Origin of the sequence: Saliniramus sp. (assembly GCF_035311605.1) — a bacterium.
Taxonomy (GTDB): Bacteria; Pseudomonadota; Alphaproteobacteria; order Rhizobiales; family Beijerinckiaceae; genus Saliniramus.
On the sequence record NZ_DATGCW010000348.1, the window covers coordinates 1 to 20,435 of the forward strand.

The 20,435-nt window shown below is 63.4% G+C and carries 19 protein-coding genes; 5 read left to right on the forward strand and 14 right to left on the reverse strand.

Annotated elements, in window-relative coordinates; genetic code table 11:
* A partial coding sequence (locus tag VKP01_RS15330; RefSeq protein WP_324413804.1) for an NAD(P)H-dependent glycerol-3-phosphate dehydrogenase occupies nt 1-420 on the forward strand: 420 nt, incomplete at its 5' end.
* A gap of 16 nt (nt 421-436) precedes the next feature.
* Here VKP01_RS15330 and VKP01_RS15335 read toward each other — a convergent pair.
* The 8 genes from VKP01_RS15335 to VKP01_RS15370 form a co-directional block, all read right to left on the reverse strand.
* Nucleotides 437-2,323, reverse strand: coding sequence for a M3 family oligoendopeptidase (locus tag VKP01_RS15335; protein WP_324413806.1), 1,887 nt, complete (start codon nt 2,321-2,323; stop codon nt 437-439).
* 197 nt (nt 2,324-2,520) lie between these two features.
* On the reverse strand, nt 2,521-2,688 hold the full coding sequence (gene rpmG, locus VKP01_RS15340) for a 50S ribosomal protein L33 (protein WP_074443930.1): 168 nt from the start codon (nt 2,686-2,688) through the stop codon (nt 2,521-2,523).
* 156 nt (nt 2,689-2,844) lie between these two features.
* Nucleotides 2,845-3,195 (reverse strand): RidA family protein, encoded by a 351-nt coding sequence (locus VKP01_RS15345; protein ID WP_324413809.1) that lies wholly within the window; start codon nt 3,193-3,195, stop codon nt 2,845-2,847.
* 161 nt (nt 3,196-3,356) lie between these two features.
* Nucleotides 3,357-3,701, reverse strand: a complete 345-nt coding sequence (locus VKP01_RS15350) for an HPr family phosphocarrier protein (RefSeq protein ID WP_324413811.1) — start codon at nt 3,699-3,701, stop codon at nt 3,357-3,359.
* 34 nt (nt 3,702-3,735) lie between these two features.
* A complete protein-coding gene (locus VKP01_RS15355) occupies nt 3,736-4,137 on the reverse strand; it encodes a PTS sugar transporter subunit IIA (protein WP_074443928.1) in 402 nt (133 codons plus the stop codon).
* Between the two features lie 88 nt (nt 4,138-4,225).
* Nucleotides 4,226-4,696, reverse strand: a complete 471-nt coding sequence (locus VKP01_RS15360; RefSeq protein ID WP_324413814.1) for a hypothetical protein — start codon at nt 4,694-4,696, stop codon at nt 4,226-4,228.
* Between the two features lies 1 nt (nt 4,697).
* On the reverse strand, nt 4,698-6,551 hold the full coding sequence (locus tag VKP01_RS15365) for a sensor histidine kinase (RefSeq protein WP_324413834.1): 1,854 nt from the start codon (nt 6,549-6,551) through the stop codon (nt 4,698-4,700).
* A 216-nt stretch (nt 6,552-6,767) separates the two neighbouring features.
* Nucleotides 6,768-7,466, reverse strand: a complete 699-nt coding sequence (locus VKP01_RS15370) for a response regulator transcription factor (RefSeq protein WP_074443926.1) — start codon at nt 7,464-7,466, stop codon at nt 6,768-6,770.
* 156 nt (nt 7,467-7,622) lie between these two features.
* Here VKP01_RS15370 and VKP01_RS15375 point away from each other — a divergent pair, with 156 nt between their 5' ends.
* Complete coding sequence (locus VKP01_RS15375; protein WP_324413816.1) at nt 7,623-8,468, forward strand: HugZ family protein; 846 nt, start codon at nt 7,623-7,625, stop codon at nt 8,466-8,468.
* 47 nt (nt 8,469-8,515) lie between these two features.
* Here the strand turns inward: VKP01_RS15375 and VKP01_RS15380 are convergent, their stop codons facing one another.
* The 3 genes from VKP01_RS15380 to VKP01_RS15390 form a co-directional block, all read right to left on the reverse strand.
* Complete coding sequence (locus VKP01_RS15380; RefSeq protein ID WP_324413818.1) at nt 8,516-9,724, reverse strand: amidohydrolase family protein; 1,209 nt, start codon at nt 9,722-9,724, stop codon at nt 8,516-8,518.
* A gap of 9 nt (nt 9,725-9,733) precedes the next feature.
* Nucleotides 9,734-10,681, reverse strand: a complete 948-nt coding sequence (locus VKP01_RS15385; protein WP_324413820.1) for a hypothetical protein — start codon at nt 10,679-10,681, stop codon at nt 9,734-9,736.
* Nucleotides 10,682-10,748: 67 nt separating this feature from the next.
* Entirely contained in the window at nt 10,749-11,822 is a 1,074-nt protein-coding gene (locus VKP01_RS15390) for a TauD/TfdA family dioxygenase (RefSeq protein ID WP_324413822.1), read from the reverse strand.
* A gap of 404 nt (nt 11,823-12,226) precedes the next feature.
* On the opposite strand from VKP01_RS15390, the gene VKP01_RS15395 reads away from it, so the two are divergent.
* Complete coding sequence (locus VKP01_RS15395) at nt 12,227-13,831, forward strand: phosphoenolpyruvate carboxykinase (protein ID WP_324413824.1); 1,605 nt, start codon at nt 12,227-12,229, stop codon at nt 13,829-13,831.
* Nucleotides 13,832-13,908: 77 nt separating this feature from the next.
* On the opposite strand, the gene VKP01_RS15400 is transcribed toward VKP01_RS15395, so the two are convergent.
* Nucleotides 13,909-14,871, reverse strand: a complete 963-nt coding sequence (locus VKP01_RS15400) for a GNAT family N-acetyltransferase (RefSeq protein WP_324413826.1) — start codon at nt 14,869-14,871, stop codon at nt 13,909-13,911.
* Nucleotides 14,872-15,158: 287 nt separating this feature from the next.
* Between VKP01_RS15400 and VKP01_RS15405 the strand changes: the two genes are divergently transcribed.
* On the forward strand, nt 15,159-15,887 hold the full coding sequence (locus tag VKP01_RS15405; RefSeq protein ID WP_324413828.1) for a tetratricopeptide repeat protein: 729 nt from the start codon (nt 15,159-15,161) through the stop codon (nt 15,885-15,887).
* A 64-nt stretch (nt 15,888-15,951) separates the two neighbouring features.
* On the opposite strand, the gene VKP01_RS15410 is transcribed toward VKP01_RS15405, so the two are convergent.
* Nucleotides 15,952-18,381, reverse strand: a complete 2,430-nt coding sequence (locus VKP01_RS15410; RefSeq protein ID WP_324413836.1) for a glycogen/starch/alpha-glucan phosphorylase — start codon at nt 18,379-18,381, stop codon at nt 15,952-15,954.
* 677 nt (nt 18,382-19,058) lie between these two features.
* Entirely contained in the window at nt 19,059-20,024 is a 966-nt protein-coding gene (locus VKP01_RS15415; protein ID WP_324413830.1) for a TAXI family TRAP transporter solute-binding subunit, read from the reverse strand.
* 191 nt (nt 20,025-20,215) lie between these two features.
* On the opposite strand from VKP01_RS15415, the gene VKP01_RS15420 reads away from it, so the two are divergent.
* Nucleotides 20,216-20,435: hypothetical protein (locus tag VKP01_RS15420; RefSeq protein WP_324413832.1), on the forward strand; the 220-nt coding region annotated here is incomplete at its 3' end.

Genomic DNA, 20,435 nt, shown 5'->3' on the forward strand with positions numbered 1-20,435 from the left:
AACGTGCTGGCCATTGCCTGCGGCGCGGCGATCGGGCGCGGGCTTGGAGAGAGCGCCCGTGCGGCGCTGATCGCGCGCGGTTTCGCCGAGATCCTGCGTTTCGCGCAGGCCTATGGCGGGCAGCCCGAGACGCTGATGGGTCTGTCGGGGCTGGGCGATCTCGTGCTCACCTGCGGTGGTCCGCAATCACGCAATTTTGCCTTCGGCCAGCGCCTCGGCGAGGGTGCTTCCCCGGAGGAAGCCGCCGGCGGCAAACTCGCGGAGGGCGCACATACGGCCGCGGTGCTGGTCTCGCTCGCCCGCGCACGCGGTATGGAGATGCCCATTGCCGAAGCCGTCGCCGCCCTCACCGATGGCCGCCTCACCGTCGAGGCCGCGATGGACGCCCTGATGAATCGCCCGTTGCGAGCGGAGAACTGACGGGCTCCCCGTCCGCTCAGATCTGCGCGTCGACGGCTTCGAGCTCGTCGATCAGGCGCGCGATCATGCCGAGCCCGATCTGCCAGAAGGCGGGATCGCGCGCATCGAGACCGAACGGGGCCAGCAATTCACCATAAGGCTTCGCGCCGCCAGCGGAGAGCAGTGCGAAATAGCGCTCGACGAAGCCGTCCGACGAATTCTCGTAGACGCCGTAGAGCGAATTCACCAGGCAATCACCGAAGGCATAGGCGTAGACGTAGAAAGGCGAGTGGATGAAATGGGGGATATAGGTCCACCAGGTCTCGTAGCCTTCCGAGAAACGGATCGCCGGGCCGAGTGATTCCGCCTGCACCGACATCCACAATTCACAAAGCTGCTCGGCTGTGAGCTCGCCCTTGCGGCGCTCCAGATGCACCTTGCGCTCGAAGGAGTAGAACGCGATCTGGCGCACCACCGTGTTGAGCATGTCCTCCACCTTCTGGGCCAGCATCGCCTTGCGCTGGACCGGGTCGGTGGTGCGGGCGAGGAGTCGGCGGAAGGTGAGCATCTCGCCGAAGACGCTCGCGGTCTCCGCCAGCGTCAGCGGCGTCGGCGCCATCAGGGCACCGTTGGGGGCAGCCAGCACCTGGTGCACACCGTGGCCGAGTTCATGCGCGAGCGTCATAACGTCGCGCGGCTTGCCCTGGTAATTGAGCAGCACATAGGGATGCGCCGAGGGCACCGTGGGATGGGCGAAGGCGCCCGGCGCCTTGCCGGGGCGGGTCGGCGCATCGATCCAGCTTTCATCGAAGAAGCGCTGCGCGATATCGGCCATGCGCGGCGAGAATTCGCCATAGGCCGAGAGCACCATCTCGCGGGCCTCGCCCCAGCCGATCACTGGCTGCGGCACTTTCGGCAACGGAGCGTTGCGATCCCAGAAATCCAGCTTGTCCTTGCCGAACCATTTTGCCTTCATCGCATAATAACGATGCGACAGGCGCGGATAGGCCTCGCGCACGGCGCTGACAAGCGCGTCCACCGTCTCGCGCTCGACGCGGTTGGCGAGGTGGCGTGAATCGGCCACATCCGTAAAGCCGCGCCAGCGATCGGAGATCTCCTTGTCCTTGGCGAGCGTGTTGGTGATCAGCGTGAAGCTGCGCAGATTCTCGCGGAATGTCGCCGAGAGCGCCTGCGCGGCTTCCTTGCGCACCGTCTCGTCGGTATCGAGCATGCGGTTGAGCGTCGGCTCGATCGGCAGGCTCTCACCCCCGACATCGAAACGCAGGGACGAAATCGTCTCGTCGAACAGCCGGTTCCAGGCGCCACGCCCGGTGACGGATTTCTCGTGAAAGAGCTGCTCGATCCGATCGTCGAGCTGATACGGCTTGTCGCGGCGCAGATCCTCGATCCAGGGGCGGTAATGTGACAGGGGCGCCTGTTCGATCAGGCCATCAATGAGCGTATCGTCGAGACGGTTCATCTCCAGCGTGAAGAACAGCAGATCGCTCGAGGCGGCGGTCAGCCGCTCCTGCGTGTCGCCATAGAACTTGGCGCGGGCGGGATCGGTGGTATCGCCGGAATAGACAAGCCCGGCATAAGACATCAGCCGGCCCAGCAGATCCTCGATCACCTCGTATTCGGCGATGACGTCATGCAGCGCTTGCGGGGCGTTCTTGCCGCGCGCGAGCCCGTCGAGCCTGCCGCGCCATTTCTCCTGGAACGCCGCACAATCCTTCGCCACTTTCTCCATATCGCCGGTGAAGGCGGGGGAATCCATGCCGGGATAGAGATCGGCGAGATTCCATTCCGGCAGATCGCCCAGATCGCGCCCGGCCTGCTTCGCCATGGCTTCTGCTGGTGCATGCACCCGCTGCGACGGGAGGGTATCGGCGGCGAGTGCGGAGCGAAGCGGCGGATGGGTCATCGTGGCAGGGTCCCTTCTTGAATAGCAGGATCATATCTCGCTTGCATATCGGTCCTGATGCATACGCCTTCAATAGCTGACGCACGCGATCATTGGCACCGGGGCTGTCCTTCAACGCAAAAAGGGCGTCATCCTCCCTGGATGCGCCCTTTCACGAAGGATCACAGCGGTGACGGACGCGGAGCGCGCCCGCCGCCTCACTTGATCTTGGTTTCCTTGAATTCCACGTGCTTCTTGGCGACGGGGTCGTACTTCTTCTTGGAGAGCTTGTCCGTCATCGTGCGGGTGTTCTTCTTCGTGACATAGAAGAAACCCGTATCTGCCGTCGAGAGCAGCTTGATCTTGATCGTCGCAGCCTTGGCCATGATCCATCCTCTTGATGAAGCGTGCGGCCCGTGCCGCAAAACGCAAAGGGCCGGGTTTTCGCCCGGCCGAATTCGGAGGCTCTCTTGCCTCATCCCGGCCCGCGCGTCAAGGCTCCCGGACGGCTTTTGCGCCGGGAACCGGATCAAGGCTGCGCCCTATTTCGCGGCGATCACCGCGATCTCCACCGTGTATTGCGGCGCTGCGAGCCTCGCTTCGACCGTGGCGCGCGCCGGCGCACAACCGGGCGCCACCCAGGCATCCCAGACCGCGTTCATCTCCTGGAACGTATTCATGTCGGAGATCCAGATACTGGCCGAAAGCAGCTTCGTCTTGTCGGTGCCGGCCTTGGCCAGGATCCCGTCGATGATCTGCAGGATTTCCTGCGTCTGCTCGCTCACCGAAGCGCCGGCCTTCTCGCGCGCCACCTGTCCGGCGGTATAGACCGTGTCGCCATGGACGACGGCCATGCTCATGCGCGGGCCGGGTTCGATACGTTCGATGCTCATCGGTTCACTCCCTGATTGTGCGATCCGGCGATCGGGTCGTGACCGCCTCGCCAAACCGCCTTCATGGAACGCCGGCACGCACAGGTAAAGGGAGGAGATGGCGAAAACCGGATGCGCCATCTCCTCCCTTTGCCTGCGCGCGCATCTGCAGGGCGACGCGCCTATTCGATCTCGCCGAAGCGGCTGGCCAGAAGCGCAGTGAGCGCCTCCATGACCTCCTGCGCCTGCGGCCCTTCGCAGGCGACGTCGATGCTGGTGCCACGCGCCGCAGCGAGGGTGAGAAGCCCCATGATCGAGCGCCCGCCCACGCTCTCCCCGCAGCGGCTTACCGTGACCGTGGCCTCGTATTGCTCGACGAGCTGCACGAATTTGGCCGAGGCGCGGGCGTGAAGACCCTTGCGATTGACAACAGGCAGGCGACGGGCATGCGGGCCGATTTCCTCGAAGGCATAGGCCGCACTCTCCGGCTCTGCTTCGGCTCCGGTATCCTGCTGCTCCCGGTTCATGACCGTATCCCCCAATTCGGTCGCCGCATCGGGATCATTTGCCCGCCAGCACCTGCGAGGCGACGTTGATATACTTCCGCCCCGCTTCCTGAGCGTGCAATACGGCATCGGCGAGCGGCTCGCAATCGCGCACGCTGGCCAGCTTGATCAGCATGGGCAGATTGATCCCGGCCACCACCTCGACCTGCCGGCCCGTCATGCAGGACAAGGCCAGATTCGACGGCGTGCCACCGAACATGTCGGTCAGCACCACCACGCCGTCACCACTCTCGACCCTGGCCACGGCATCGAGAATATCCGCGCGGCGGATTTCCATGTCATCCTCTGGGCCGATCGTGATGGTCTCGATCTGGCTTTGTGGACCCACGACATGCTCCAGCGCGGCGCGGAATTCCGTCGCCAGTCGGCCATGTGTGACGAGCACCATTCCAATCATATCGTCTCGTTTCCGGCGCCCGGTTGCGCGAAGCCGCTATTTTGTGCAGTGCGAGGCGAAGTGCAAGCAGAATGCGACAAGTTTTTCATCATTCCAAGAAGGCATTTCCGGAAAAACCGCGCGCGGCGATCAATCCGATCGGTCGAAGGGCATCTTCCCGCCGCAGCCGCAAATGCGCAACCGTGATTCCGCACAATGTGACGGAGCCCGCACCGTCCGGCGGATGACGGGGGGCGTCCGGGTCGAGATCGACGACGAGACGCAGCCGCGCGGCGTGCAGAAAGACGAGCCCCGTCGCGATACCCGCGCCGCGCATCTCCGCGCGCCCGGCAATCGCCTCGGGCACCGAAACGATGAGGCGGCCGTGGCGCGCATGCAGGCGCACCCGGTCATCGGCGACGAGCCGGGCGAAACGCCCAGCGCCTTGCGCCTGATCGATCAGGGCGAGCGCCAGGCGCGTCTTGCCTGCGCCGGCCTCACCGCGCAAGAGGATCGCGCCTTCCCCGATCACCAGCGCCGTGGCGTGAACGGTATGAGCTTCGCCGGCGCTGCCGCTCATCTCAGGAGGCCGCCGGCAGGGTCACGGTGAAGCGCGCGCCGAGGACCGGGCGGCTGCCATCCGCGCGCGGCGGGCCGAGGCGGTTCTGCGCGGTGATGGTGCCGCGATGCACCTGCACGATCTGCTGCGAGATCGACAGGCCGAGCCCGGAATTCTGGCCGAAACCCTGCTCGGGCCGGTCGGTGTAGAAACGCTCGAAGACCCGTTCGAGGGCGTGTTCGGGAATGCCGGGCCCGTCGTCATCGACGATCAGCACCACGTTTGTGTCACGGCGCGCCAGGCGCACGCGTACCTCGGCGTCCGGCGGCGAGAAGGAGCGGGCATTGTCGACGAGATTGCGCAGGACCTGCCCGAGGCGGCTGTCATGGCCGTGCACGATATAGGGCGCGGTCGCCTCGTCGCGTTTGGCTTCATTGCCGCGCTGGTCATCATCCGCCGTCATGGCGTCACCTGCCCTTCGGCTGGGTGTCTTGCGCGTGACCACCCGGGCGCTCTCGCGCGCGCCATCTTCGCTTTGCGGTGCGATCACCTCCATGACGATGGCCGCCTCATCCGGATCGCGCACGTCGTTGGCGACGGCGACCACGGCCTCGGTCAGACGGACCATGTCCACCGGCGCGGCCTCGGAGCGCGCCAGTTCCGCATCGAGGCGCGAGGCGTCGGAAATATCGCTGATCAGCCGGTCGAGCCGGCGCACATCGTGCTGGATCACCTCGAGCAGCCGCGCGCGGGAATCCGCATTGCGTGCCAGCGGGAGGGTTTCCACCGCGCTGCGCAGGGAGGTGAGCGGGTTCTTCAGTTCATGCGCCACGTCGGCAGCAAAACTCTCGATCGCGTCGATGCGCTTGTAAAGTGCCTGCGTCATGTCGCGCAGGGCGCCGGAAAGATGGCCGATCTCGTCGGCACGATAGCTGAAATCCGGGATTTCCTGACGCGACCTGATCCCCCGTCGCACCCGTTCCGCCGCTTCGGCGAGACGCCGCACCGGGCCGGCAATGGCATTGGCCAGAAGGAAGGAGAGCACCAGCATCACCGAGGCGGCGACGAGGAAGACCTGCAGCAGGGCGAAACGCTCGGAGGCGATGATGGCATCGATATCGCCGCCCTGGGTGGAGAGCAGAAGCGCGCCGCGCACGGTGCGCTGGCGCTGGATCGGCACCGCAACCGAGACGATGGTCTCGCCGGCAGGGTTGATGCGCACCACATTCGCCGCCTGCCCGCCCAGAGCCTGCTGCACCTCCGGAAAGACGCGCCCGCTGGTCGGGCCGATCGTCTCGATCAGCGGCGGACGCTCCGTCACGAACAGGCTGCGGGCCCAGTTCCAGGCACGCTGGAGAAAAGCGGTCTCGGGCTTGTCGAGAGGCGGCAATTCGAGCCGCAGCACATCGCCGCGCGTATACAGCGCCCGCGAATCCAGGATGAGCATCGAATCGCGGTCATAGACGCGTGCGCGGGTTCCCGTCGGTGTGATCAGACGACGCAATAACGGGGCGACCCGTTCCGGATTGATCGAGAATTCCAGCGGCGAGAAGGTGTCGTCGGCAAGGCCGGAGGTTTCGCCAAGCTGCATCTGCAACAGGGCATCCGGGTCGATCTTGATGGTGTCGACTTCCACCGTAGCGGAGGCGGCGATGGCGCCGGCGATGATCTCGCCCTGCGTCATCAGGCTCTGCACCCGCGCCTCGATCAGTCCCTCGCGGAACTGGTTGAGATAGAGAAAGCCGACGAGCAGAGCGACCAGACCGCCGATATTGAGCACGATGATGCGGCGGGTGAGGCTGGAAGAGGCGCGTTGCGCGATTTCGCGCAAGGTGGTCCGCCAGAGCCCGCGTCCATGGGCGAGCCGTGTGCGCAGGCGTCGTCCTGATCGGGCGCGCGCCCCGGCTTTTTCCGCGCGCGGATCACTTCCGTCTCCGGAAGCGTCATCCGCAGCATGCCGGATCGGTTCCGGATCGTCGGCCCTGTTACGGCGCGCATCCACGGATTCTTCCTCTCGCGCTGGAGCATCATCCCGTCAGGTGGATACCGGCTGACGGGATGATGCGTCCAAACAACAATCCGGATCGGCTGATCAGGTCTCGCGGAACCTGTAGCCGACCCCGTAAAGCGTCTCGATCATGTCGAAAGACGTATCCACTACCTTGAACTTCTTGCGCAGGCGCTTGATGTGGCTGTCGATGGTGCGATCATCCACATAGACCTGATCGTCGTAAGCCGCATCCATCAGGGCGTTGCGCGACTTCACCACCCCGGGGCGCTGTGCCAGCGCCTGCAGGATGAGAAATTCAGTCACCGTCAGCGTCACCGGCTCGCCCCGCCAGGTGCAGGTATGGCGCTCGGGATCCATCACCAGCTGCCCGCGCTCGATCGCCTTGGCATCGGCCTCGCGCGCCGGGCCCGCCTCACGCGGGGCAAAACGGCGCAGGACAGCTTTCACACGCTCGACCAGCAGTCGCTGCGAGAAGGGTTTGCGGATGAAATCGTCGGCGCCCATCTTCAACCCGAACAACTCGTCGATCTCCTCGTCCTTCGAGGTGAGGAAAATCACCGGCAGATCGGATTTCTGGCGCAGCCGCCGCAAAAGCTCCATCCCGTCCATGCGCGGCATCTTGATGTCGAAAATGGCCAGATCGGGCGGCGATTGCCGCAGGCCGTCCAGCGCCGAGGCGCCGTCCGTGTAGGTCTGGATACGGTACCCTTCCGATTCGAGCGCGATCGACACGGAGGTCAGGATATTGCGATCGTCATCCACAAGGGCGATGGTGGGCATCTCTTGGTCCTCGGTTTCATCTGCGGGCCGGCGGCTGCGACAATGCGGCCCGCTCGGCAACGCCAGTGCAATCGGCCCAAATTATGACCATTAAGCACGCGGACGCATTTTCGGGCAAATTTACCGCATTCGGGAGATGGTGAGGAGGGCGTTGCTATGCAAGGAGAGGATACGGAAGGCGAAGGCACGGAAGGTTCCGGTGCCGCGCCGGCCCTGCCCGGCGCCGAGGCGGCGGGTTTCGACGCGCGCGGTCTCGCCCGCCATCTCCTGCGCACGATCCGCGCTGGCGCACTCGCGACCTGCGACGGCACCCGTGACGGCCACCCGCTCGCCACGCTGGTCAGCCTCGCCACCGCTGTCGACGGCGCGCCACTCCTTCTGCTCTCGCAGCTCTCGGCCCATCGCACCAATCTCGAGCGCGACCCCCGCGCCTCGCTGCTGCTCGCCGTCCGGGGCAAGGGTGACCCGCTCGCTCATCCCAGGCTTTCGCTGATCGGGCGGGTGCAACGCCTCGACGATACCGATCAGACGGCGCGCGCCCGCAGCCGTTTTCTCGCCCGTCATCCCAAGGCGAAGCTCTACGTTGATTTCGCCGATTTCGCCTGGTTCCGCATGGAGGTGGAGGCCGGTCATCTCAATGGCGGCTTTGCCCGCGCCGCCGCGCTCACGCATGATGATCTGATCCTCGATCTCACCGGCGCCGAGTCCCTCCTCGCCGCCCATGACGGCGCGGTGGCGCATATGAACGAAGACCATGCCGATGCGCTCGCGCTCTACGCCACCCGCCTCGCGGGTACGGGCGTGGATGGTGATGGCGCTTCGACGCCGGATGACGAATCTGTGCCGGGCGGTATCTGGCGCACCACCGGCCTCGACCCGGAAGGCCTCGACCTCGCCTGCGGCGACCGCTGCACCCGCATCCCCTTCCCCACCCGCGTCACCACCCAGGAGGCCCTGCGCGCCGTGCTGGTGGATCTGGCGAGGAAGGCGCGGGAGACGTAAGGCGCGGAGGGAGGGGCAGTCATCTTGACGATATCCCGGCAAAAAACTCAGCGCAGCACACGCCGGGCCGTCGGGAGCACCGTTGCCGGTGGTGTGTTGCGCGATGGCCGCAACAGCGGAACGCCGTCGATCAGCACCATGCCGATCCCCGGAAGATCGCCGAGTTCCACGCTTTCGAGGAGCGTGCGCCCGGCAGTGCCTTGCGCGCGATCCATGATCAGGAGATCGGCGGGCCTGTCCGGGGCGATGACACCCTGTGGAAGCTGGTGCACCCGCGCCGTGTTGCCGGTGGCGAAGCAGAAGACCTTTTCCGCCGGCAATTCTCCGAAACTCGCCAGCATCGCGATCATCCGCAACATGCCCAATGCCGGCACGCCCGCACCGGACGGGCCATCGGTCCCCAGCACGATACGCTCCAGCTGCCCCATCTCCGTGGCCAGACGCAATGCGTAGAGCGCGGCGAAGGAATTGCCGTTATGGACGATCTCGATGGCTCTGGAGCACCCCTCGCACAGGCAGCGTATCTCGCTATGCGCGAAGGCGGTATGTCCGCCGTTGATATGCCCGATCACGTCCGGGTCGATCTCGATGATCTCCTCCGCCGCCATGAGGCGCGAACCCGGTATCGAAGGCCCGCCCGTATGGGTAAGGCTGCGCATGCCGTTGGCGCGGGCCCAGGCGACCATCCTGCTCGCGGTCTCTACATCCGCCACGGATCCGATCCCGACTTCGCCGATGAGCTCGATCCCGGCCTCGGCCATCTCCTGGAAGTCCTCCTCCAGAAGCCCCTCTTCCAGAAGCGGCGCGCCGGCGATCATCTTGACCCCTGCCGGGCGCGCAGCCGAAAAGCTGCGCTGCGCCGCGATTGCGAGCGCCTTGACGCCGATTCGGTCCGACGGACGTCCGGCGATATGCACCTCACCGGCCGAGATCATCGTCGTGGTGCCGCCATGCAGGCAGTTGAAGATCCAGGAATGGTTGTCCGTGCGCGGGCTGTATTCCCCGAAGGTCGGATGGGTATGACCGTCGATCAGACCGGGGCAGACGGTCGTGCCGCAGGCATCGACGATGATGTCGGCACCATCGGTATCACAATCTGACGCCTTGCCGATCTCGACGATCATGCCGCCGACGGCAACGATCGTATCCGCGTCGAGGATCGGCTCTTCCAGCCGCCCGGAGAGCAGCAATCCGATATTTTCGATCACCAGCTTCCGCTGATCGGAAGGTGCCGGGTCGGGAAAAAGGTCCAGCATCGGTTTTCCTCAGGGCTTGCAGGGGGCGCGGCTTCTGCGCGAGCCCCGGCGTTGCAGCCGCTCGAACAGCAGCTGGACGGCGCGGGGGAGGGTGAAGATCGGCAATTGGCAGGCTGCGAAATACAAGGCCATGGTCGGGCTGACCTGCGCGCCGAGCGCCGCCCAGACCAGCCCCACATTCTTGTTGCCGAGTGTCAGGCCATTGACGAGACGCGTCCCGACATCACCGGGCAGGATCAGCGCACCGATACATTGCAGGCCGATATTGCTGGCATAGGCGAGGACGATCACGCCCAGAGCGAAAAGCGGTTCGGCCTCGATACGGGCCCGCACGCCCGCCATGGTGGCGAGCGAAAAGACGAGCAGCGAGAGCACGATGGCTGCGTCGATGTAATCGCCGTTGCGCACGAGCCCTTCCGCGCAGAAATGCCGCAACAGCGCGGCCGCCAGCATCGCCCCGCCGATGATCAGCACCAGCCCCTGCGCGAGGGCGAGCGCGCTGATCTGCGGGCCACCGAAAAAATCGGCAACGATCGGCACCGTCAGCGGGGCGGCGATCGTCGCGATCAAGAGGGCCGCCAGCGGCGGCGCGCCGTTCAGCCCGAGCATGCGCGCAACGGCCACCGTCGTCGTGGTCGGTGGCGCCGCCGCCGCCAGAACGACGGCGATGGCGAGATCGTCGGGTAGGGCCATCAGCGAAACCGCGACCGCGGCGATAGCAGGTGCCAGAAACGCGATGATCACGGGAAAGACAAGGCCGACCGAAGGCCGGCGCGCCTGCACCATGATCAGGGATGGCTCGACCCGCAGCAGCGTCCCGAGCACGAACGCGAAGACCGTGCCTGGCAATGCCGGTCTCGCGAAGTCCGCGAGAACCGGAAAGGCCAGACCGAGTATGATGCCGAATGCGAGAATCGTCGGACCCTTGCGATGGAGCACTGCTAGCTTCGCACGCATTGTGTAGAACCGCCATATTTTCTATTTACAGTTTATTTTATAAATTTTAGCATTTTTTAGTTGCCTTTCAAGCCGATATGACTTTCCGAGGGGGGACCTCGAAAGTTGGAGCAAAAACGCGCTCTCGGGGGGCAGCCCAATCTCCGAAGACATCCAAGTCCGCCGTAATGAAAAGCCGTTGTACCCATCGTTGTGCTCGTCCCGCTTCGTCGAAACTGGCCTTGAAGGGCGTTCGCGCGTGCAGTGTTGTCCGGTTATCGATCGCAACGATTTCGCCGGGCGATATAATCTCATCATAAGCCACGCTTTCGAGGGCCTGTTCGAACGCCTGGGCGGCGCGCTCCGCCTCCGCAGTTGCGCAGTAGCCGATCATGTCTCCGTAGAATGCCGCATGCACGATCAAGCCGTGCCGATCCTCCTCGATCAACGGGATCATGCGCGTGTGAAGCATGTCGTAACCCGACGCGTACCCGCGCCAACGGTAGGGAAGCTTTACTGCATATGACGGGCGTTGCAGAATTGAGCGCTCAGCTGCGCTGAGCAACTTCAACGCAAGCCGCGCATCGCTCAGCCTGGTCTTCGGTGGATTGGCCTCCTGTTTGACACCGGTCAGCAACAATGCCGACGGCGAGCAATCGCGACCGGTTAAAAAGCGCAGGGCAGCGTTCTCGGCATGAAAGCGCAGATCAGAGTCCGCCCCAAGTCCAGTTATTTCCGATGACGTTCTTCTTGTAGGAATAAGGTTGTTGATCAAACCTTGTCCTTCGCAATACATTGAGTATGGCTCACCAAACTTTACAGCAACAGCTGTCAATATATTTTCTGAAATGTAATCTTTTTTATAAATCCTAATCAGATCAGAATGATTCAATGGCGGCCTTTCTATTGATTCCGAAACAGGCAGATTTGTCAATTTAATTGATCCCGGACGCTGATCCGGTTGAACATCGGTATTGAGGAACGCTCCCAGAGGCGCAAACACGCCACTCAGATCATGTGCGACTTCCTTGATTGTTTTCACATACTCATCGAATCGATCGTCGGGATAAACGATTGGTGCTAATTTCTGTTCGAGCGCGTCGCGTTGGGAATCCGACAAGGCTTGTTCGCGTGGTGTGGTCCGGAGCTGTGTTTCGCTCATGATAATACCTCCAAATTTTCGTAAATTTTCTCATAACGCGTTTCATAACGTGAAATTTACCCCTAAAGCCAGCTGGGCGAGAACGCAATGGCTATTACATCTTTAAATTGCATCAGATTGTCTGGGTTGATTGTCCCCTTGGAAGTGGCAATCCGCCCGTTCCCGGTTGACGTCTCGCTCTGCGCATTTATTGAAAGGCGCGTTCGCAGTCTTTCGGGCGCGACGGGCGCGGCATCCGGGACGGATGCCGTCGGGCTTTGCCGGCTTTCGCATTGCCGGAGCGCCGGTGCGCTGCGAATATTGTCGAACGGGCCGGGTGCGTGATGGTCGCCGGGCCCGCACGGGACTCCGGACGCCGTTCCCGATAACGGGACACGGGCGCAATCAACAGGGAGGATAGTCTCTTGGAGAATATCGGCGTATTCAATCGCGCGAATGGGGCAGAGGCGATCGGCCTGCGCAATCTCGCGCGTGTCCACTGGAACTTCGAGGCGCCGGCGCTCTACGAGGAATCCCTGAAGCGGGGCGAGGCGGGGCTCGCTGCCGGCGGCGCGCTGGTCGCGGAGACGGGCGTGCATACGGGCCGCTCGCCCAGGGACAAGTTCGTCGTCCGCGATTCTGCCACCGACGACAAGATCTGGTGGGATGCCAATGGCGCGATCACGCCGGAGCAGTTCGATACGCTGCTTCAGGATTTCATCGCCCACGCGGAAGGCAAGGAGCTGTTCGCGCAGGACCTGTTCGGCGGTGCCGATCCGGCCTATCGGGTGCGCGCGCGGGTCTTCACCGAATTCGCCTGGCATTCGCTGTTCATCCGCAACCTCCTGCGCCGGCCCGACCGTGACCTGCTGCCCTCCTTCCAGCCGGACCTGACCATCATCGACCTGCCGAGCTTCCGCGCCGATCCGGCCCGCCACGGCTGTCGCTCGGAGACGGTGATCGCCATCGACTTCTCCCGCAAGATCGTGCTGATCGGCGGCACCTCCTATGCCGGCGAGATGAAGAAATCGGTCTTCACCTATCTGAACTACATCCTGCCCGAGAAGAACGTCATGCCGATGCATTGCTCGGCCAACATGTCGAGCCCCTCGGACGTGGCCGTGTTCTTCGGCCTCTCGGGCACCGGCAAGACGACGCTCTCCAACGATCCCGACCGTCCGCTGATCGGCGATGACGAGCACGGCTGGGGCCCCAACGGCATCTTCAATTTCGAAGGCGGCTGCTACGCCAAGACGATCAAGCTCTCCGCCGATGCCGAGCCCGAGATCCATGCCACCACCCGCCGCTTCGGCACGGTGCTCGAGAATGTGGTGATCGATCCCGAAACGCGCATGCCCGATTTCGACGACGGCTCCAGGACCGAGAACACGCGCTGCGCCTATCCGCTGGACTTCATCCCCAATGCCAGCGAGACCGGGCGCGGCGGGCATCCCAAGAACATCGTGATGCTCACCTGCGACGCTTTCGGCGTCTTGCCTCCCATCGCCAAGCTCACCAGCGCCGAGGCGATGTATCACTTCCTCTCCGGCTATACCGCCAAGGTAGCGGGCACCGAGAAGGGCGTGACCGAGCCACAGGCGACCTTCTCGACCTGTTTCGGCGCCCCCTTCATGCCGCGCCCGCCCTCAATCTACGGCAATCTGCTGCGTGAACTGATCGCGCGCCACCATGTGGATTGCTGGCTGGTCAATACCGGCTGGACCGGCGGCAAGCACGGGATCGGTCGGCGCATGCCGATCCGCGTCACCCGTCGGCTTCTGACGGCGGCGCTGGACGGCTCGCTCTCCAAGGCCGATTTCCGCCGAGACCCGTATTTCGGGCTGGCCGTGCCCACCCATGTGCCGGGCGTCGAGCCGCATATCCTGACCCCGCACAAGACCTGGCAGGACAAGGCCGCCTTCGCCGAGACGGCGCAGAAGCTCATCGACATGTTCCAGGAGAATTTCAAACGCTTCGAGAACGACGTCGATGCCGATATTCGCGCCGCCGCGCCGCAGAAGCTGATCTGAGGCAGGCGATCTGAACGCAAGGCCACGAAGCGCCCGGTCCGACTCCGTCGGGACGGGCGCTTCTCATGGGAGCCCGGTCACGCGTGGCGCGCGGCATCCGCGCCAAAATGGGCGATGTAGCGCGGATTGATGCGCGAGACCGGCAGCACCACCAGCACATCGGTGGTTCCGAATTGCCGGTCGACCACAGCGCCGTCACCGAAACCGGCTCCCAGCCGCAGATAGCCCTTGATCAGGGGCGGCAGGGAGGCGAGCGCCGCTCGCGGGTCGATCGCCTCGCGCGGCATGCGCGCCATCGGTACGTGCAGATGGGCATGCGCACGGGCGCACCATTCCCCAGGCGCCTGCGCGAAATGCGCAAGGAAACTCAGCGGCAGGGCGAGCGCCTCGGGATCGGAGCCCGTAAGGCTCGCACAGCCGAGCATCACATCGATACGATGGCGCAGCACATAGCTCCAGATGCCATGCCAGAGCAATTCCACCGTACGCTTGTTACGGTAAGGCGCAAGCACGCAGGAACGCCCGAGTTCGAGGACGTTCGCATCCGGATGCGCCTCGAGCACCGGGCCGATGGCATATTCCGTGGCGGTGTAGAACCCACGATGGCGCCGCGCCACCTCCTGGCGCAGCAGCCGATAGGTTCCAACCACCTTCGGCGCATCCCCCTTGACGTGATCGAGCACCAGCAGATGATCGCATATGGCATCGAAAGCGTCGGCGTCACGACCGGTGAGCAATGCGAATGCATCAGGCTGCGCAGCCATTTCCTCGTAGAAGACCTGATAACGCAGCCGTTGCGCACGCACGACATCCCCCTCCCCCTGTGCCAGCCGTAGTTCGAGATTGCCGATACGCCCGAGGGATATCCCGACCGCATGATCGAAACGCACATGATCAAGGAAGGCGTCCGCGTGGCGCATATTGTCGGCAACGGCTCCTGCGGGTTTTGCCACGGCTGCCGGCAAACCACCTGTGACGCACGCTGCCGGACGCGGATCCGGACTGTCGATCGACGAGATTTTCTCGATGGTAGACACCATTCCCGGAAGCTCCCCGGCCCTCACTGGGCAAAATGATCCGCAACCATGATATGCCGCATGCTCGAAGCAGATACAGCCCGTCAGTGCGGCATGATCCGCAGGCCTCGTGGGTCACATACCGGTTTCACGAAATGATGACAAAACGCAAGTCTTTCAGCAAAAAGCCATGCCCGGTGCGCTCTGGCCAGTCACGGTTGGTCAGCGTGCAGGATCGAAGCGATCAGCGCTACACCGGGTCGCACGCGGATGTGAATTGACGATGGAGACCGTTTTCAGCATCATTGCGAATGCGCTTCTTTTCGTCGGTCGCCCTGATCGCGATTCTCGCCGGCCCCGCCCTCTCGGCGGAACTGTCCGTGCGCGTCCTCCCCGAACCCGCAATCAACGGGAAACCCGATATCCGGCCCGCCCAGCCGCCCGGTGAAACCCTGTCCGGCTCCGGCGCCGAATCACAGGCCACCGACAAGGTCACCCGCGCCGGTCGCAAGGCTATCGTGATCAGCGAGGCGCTGCTGCAGCGTCCTCCGGCGCGCAACGATGCGACGCTCGACGATCTGTTCGTGCGGCTGGGGGAAGCAGAGGGTGCTGCGGAGGCGCGCGGCGTGGTGCTGATGATCAACAGACGCTGGCTGCGCTCGGGTTCGGATACGGCGGACCTGCTGATGACCCGTGCACGGCAGGCGATGCGCGAGCGCGACGATGCGCTGGCTGTGGAACTGCTCGATCGCATCATCGCGATGCAGCCGGACTGGGCCGAAGCATGGAACAGGCGCGCCGTCGCCTTCCACCGCCTGGGTGATCCGCTGGCCGCGATGGCTGATATCCACCGTACGGTGACGCTGGAGCCGCGCCATTTTAGCGCCTGGGCCGGGCTGGGCCATATCCTGCGTGAAATCGGGGACGAGGCCGCCGCGCTGGCAAGCTACGAACAGGCGCTCAGCCTCTACCCCACCATGCCGAGGCTGGAACCGATCGTGGAGACACTGCGCCGGGACCTCTACGGGCTGGATCTGTAGCAGTCCTGATGCCCGCTGCGCGTCATCGCGTCACCCATGGCAGCGCTGCTTCACACGCCCCGCGTCAGGCGCTGTGAATCAGCGGGCGCACGCGCCAGATGTCCTGCGCATATTCACCGATCGTGCGATCCGAGGAGAACCAGCCCATCCGGGCCGTGTTCAGGATCGCCTTGCGCCACCATTCGTCCGGGCGGAGCCAGAGCGCATCAAGATCGCGCTGTGCCTGCCAATAGGCGTCGAAATCGGCAGCGATCATGTAGCGGTCACGCCAGGCGACGGCCTCGGTCAGGGATGAATAGCGGCGCGGCTCATCGGGCGAGAACAGTCCGGTCTCGATTTCGTAAAGCACGCGCGCGAGCCGCGTCGATCGGTCCAGCGTCGAGGCCTCGCAGTAACCCGTATCGCGCAGGGCCGCGACTTCCTGAGCGTCGTGGCCGAAGATCGTCATGTTCTCCGGCCCGACATGGGCGCGCATCTCGACATTGGCCCCGTCCAGCGTGCCGATGGTGAGCGCACCGTTGAGGGCGAGCTTCATGTTGCCGGTGCCCGAGGCCTCCATCCCGGCCGTGGAAATCTGCTCCGAGAGATCAGCAGCGGGGATGATCACCTCGGCGAGGCTCACATTGTAATTCGGCAGGAAGACGAGCTTCAGCTTGTCCCCGATGGCGGGATCATTGTTGATCACCGCACCCAGATCATGCGCGAGGCGGATGATCTGCTTCGCCTGCGCGTAACTCGCCGCCGCCTTGCCCGCGAAGATCTTGACCCGTGGCACCCAGTTGGCATCGGGATCGGCCTTGATGGCGTTGTAGAGCGCCACCGCCTCGAGCAGGTTGAGAAGCTGGCGCTTGTATTCGTGAATGCGCTTGATCTGCACGTCGAACATCGCCGTCGGATCGACGCTGACGCCGGTGCGGGCGCGAATCAATCCGGCGAGATCCTGCTTGGCCGCCAGGCGCTGATCGGCGAAGGCGCGCTGAAATGCCGGATCATCGGCATGCTGCTCCAGGTCACGCAGTGCCTGCGGGTGATCGCGCATGCGTGGCCCGATGGTCTCGATGATGAGACGGGTGAGGCGCGGATTGATCTGCTGCAGCCAGCGCCGGAAGGTGACGCCGTTGGTCTTGTTGGTGATGCGGTCTGGAAACATGCGATGAAGATCGGCGAAAACGGTCTCGCGCATCAGATCGGTATGCAACGCCGAAACACCATTGACCTTGCGTGACCCGACAAAGGCGAGATGCCCCATGCGCACGCGCTTGCCGTTCTCCTCATCGATGATCGACAGCGCCCTGCCGAGCCTGTCATCAGCGCCCGGCAGGGCCGCCACCGCCTCGAGATGCAGCCAGTTGATCCGGTAGATGATCTCCATATGACGCGGCAGGAGCCGCTCCATCAGCGGCACGGCCCAGGTTTCGAGCGCTTCCGGCAGGAGCGTGTGGTTGGTATAGGACAGCGTCTCGCGGGTGATCTCCCAGGCCCGTTCCCAGTCGAGCCCCTTCTCGTCCACCAGAATGCGCATCAGCTCCGCCACCGCGATGGCGGGATGCGTGTCATTGAGCTGGATCGCGACATGATCGGCCAGGTTGTCGAGGCCCTGGAATTGACTGAGATGTCGGCGCACGAGATCCTGCAGCGATGCGGCGGTGAAGAAATATTCCTGCCGCAGACGCAATTCGTAGCCGGCCGGCGTCGCATCACTGGGATAGAGCACCCGCGAGATTGCTTCGGCCCGCGCCCTGTGCGCCATTGCGCCGACGTAATCGCCATGATTGAACGCATCGAGCATGAGCGGCTCGGACGCGCGCGCCGACCACAGCCGCAAGGTGTTCACATGCGCCCCGCGCCAGCCCACGACCGGGGTGTCGTAGGCCTTGGCGATCACGGTTTCCGCCGGCTGCCAGACGCGACGCATGCGCCCGTCTGCGTCGGTCTCGTCGCGCGTCGTGCCGCCGAAGCCGATCCTGTAGGTCGCTTCCGGCCGCTCGAACTCCCATGGATTGCCGACATTGAGCCAGTCCTCGGGCACTTCATGCTGCGATCCGTCGACGATGACCTGCCGGAACAGCCCGTAATCATAGCGGATCCCGTAGCCGATCGCGGGCAGGGACAGGCTCGCGAGACTCTCCATGAAACAGGCGGCCAGCCGCCCCAGACCGCCATTGCCGAGCGCCGCATCGGCCTCCTGCTCACGCAACAGATCGGGATCCACGCCCAGATCGCCCAACGCCTCGACGAGCGGCTCCATCAGGCCGAGATTGCTCACCGAATCGCGAAAATTGCGCCCGATCAGGAATTCAAGGGAGAGATAACAGACCCGCTTCCCCTCCTGACGGTAGGTCTCGCGGGTCGATTCCATCCAGCGGTCGACAATCCGGTCGCGCACGGCCAGAGCAGTCGCGAGATACCAGTCATGCATGCTGGCATGAGCCGTATCCTTGCCCACGGCATAGACGAGTTTATCGGTAATGGCCGCACGCAGACGGGCCCGCATGCCCTCGCGCGTATCCGCCCCCGCTTCTGCCCCTGCCTCGACACTGCGAAGCTTTTGATCCTGATTTTCGTACACTGTCGATCCGTTATGCTGAGACGTTACCGGGTTCCCTGAACCAAACAGCCCAGCTTGATATGACCCGCTCCGTATTGTGACGCCGAACTGTATTCATATGTATTAATGCACCGGGCGCGGTCAAGCATACCGAATTGAAAACGGCGTATTCGCGCGCGAATTCCCGGATTTTGCACAGGTTTTGCGCGCGAAACGGCGTCGGACCGGTGACGAAACGGGCCGGAAAACAACGGAAATCGGGAGCATGACGCCGCATCGTGTCCGCATGCGCTTGCGGCACCACCGCCTTCGCCGCATGTCTGCGGATCGCGATCGGGCAGCTACACCGCCAGCGCCTCCGCCGTCGGCTGGACCGCCTCGATGATCCTCTGGGGCTTCGTTCTGCTCGCGCCCGGCGCCCTTCTCGTCACACCTTTCCTGAAAAAACGCGTTCCGGCGGGAATTCAAATCCCGAGCACATCCGCCGTCGCTATTGCAGCAACTTCGAATCCTGAACCAACCCTTTCTACGGCTGGAGTCGCGCAGTCGAACAGAACTGTGGCTCCGCGCGTACGCGAAGCCAGCTGCGGGTCAGGAATTGATGGTCAAAGTATAGCGATCTATCATGGAAGCGCTACACCAACCTCTTCATAATAGCGTATAGCACCCGGGTGAAACTGGATGATCCGGTTAGAGACCGCGTTCTCAGCCCGCGTGAGCGCCAGCAGCGGCAAAACTTCCTCAAGGTCATCGCGCGAGAGTACCGCGCTAGTGATCTGATAGGCGAGTTCGTCAGACATTTCCGAACTCGTCATAACGAAGTTCCACGCGGCGACGCTATGAATCGGGTCGGATTGACCGGGGTAAACTCCGGGCGCGACCTCTGTCGGCGCCATGAACGGGAAGAGGTCGAGCATCGCCTCGATCTCGTCATCAGTCAGACCGAATACGATCGCATCCGTCTGTTCGGCAGATGCGACGATGGCAGGAACGGGAACACTTGCGCCCTGCCAGAGCGCCTCGATCTCGCCCGCCACCATCTGATCGACATGCTCTGCCGAACTTGCGTTGACGATCACCGGTGAAATTCCAACAACTTCTGCAAGTGCCGTCAGATAGTTTTCAGCCGGCCCGCCAGCAGGACCGGCACCAACGCGCCGACCGTCGAGGTCCATAAACGCGCCAATTCCGGCATCAACGCGCGCCGCGATCTGAAATGACGTCATGTACATCGGGAAAAGTGCGCGGGTGTTCATCGTCGGGGTGCCGTCAAACGCACCAGTACCATTCGCCGCAGCGTTGGCAGAGCCGAGAAACACGGTTGCAAGGACGGTATCTGATTCCTCGATTGCAGCGAGGTTTGCATTCGATCCGCCCGATTCCACAGCCTCGACAGAGGCCACCCCGGATTCCGTGATTACCTGCGAAGCAGCCTGTGCGTATGGCAGGAACGAGCCACCGGCCGAGCCGGAATGAAACTCGAGTTCAGGTGCTGCCTGCGCCCTGAGCACAGGGGTTCCGACGAGAAACGCTGCTCCGAGAGAGAAAACGCCGGCGGCACGGGTGATTTGGCTGAAGTGACGGATCATTGTTGGGCCCTCTTGATTGGTTAAGACGGGCCCCAAGGTATACTCTTAAATGTAATTCTACAATCATAACTATATAATTAAAAGCTATTGAACTAGTATTCTGACAGCAAGTATATTCCAAACAGAGCCATAATGATGTAATTACATTATAGAGGGATTTGCTTGTTGCCAGATTTACAGGGATTGGTGGCGTGACGCATCATGACCTGGCCTTGAACCAGCGCAATGATCCGGGCAGCGTTTCGTATGGCGACGATATCCACAGCAGCAACCAGAAAGCTGCTGTCGAAACGGTGTTCGATCTCGCATATCAGACCGTGACATCAAATCCCGAGCGCCTCCGCCGTCGGCTGGACCGGCTCGGCGCCCGCCTCGTTGACACCGACGCGCCGGCGCACCGCGCTCGCAGTG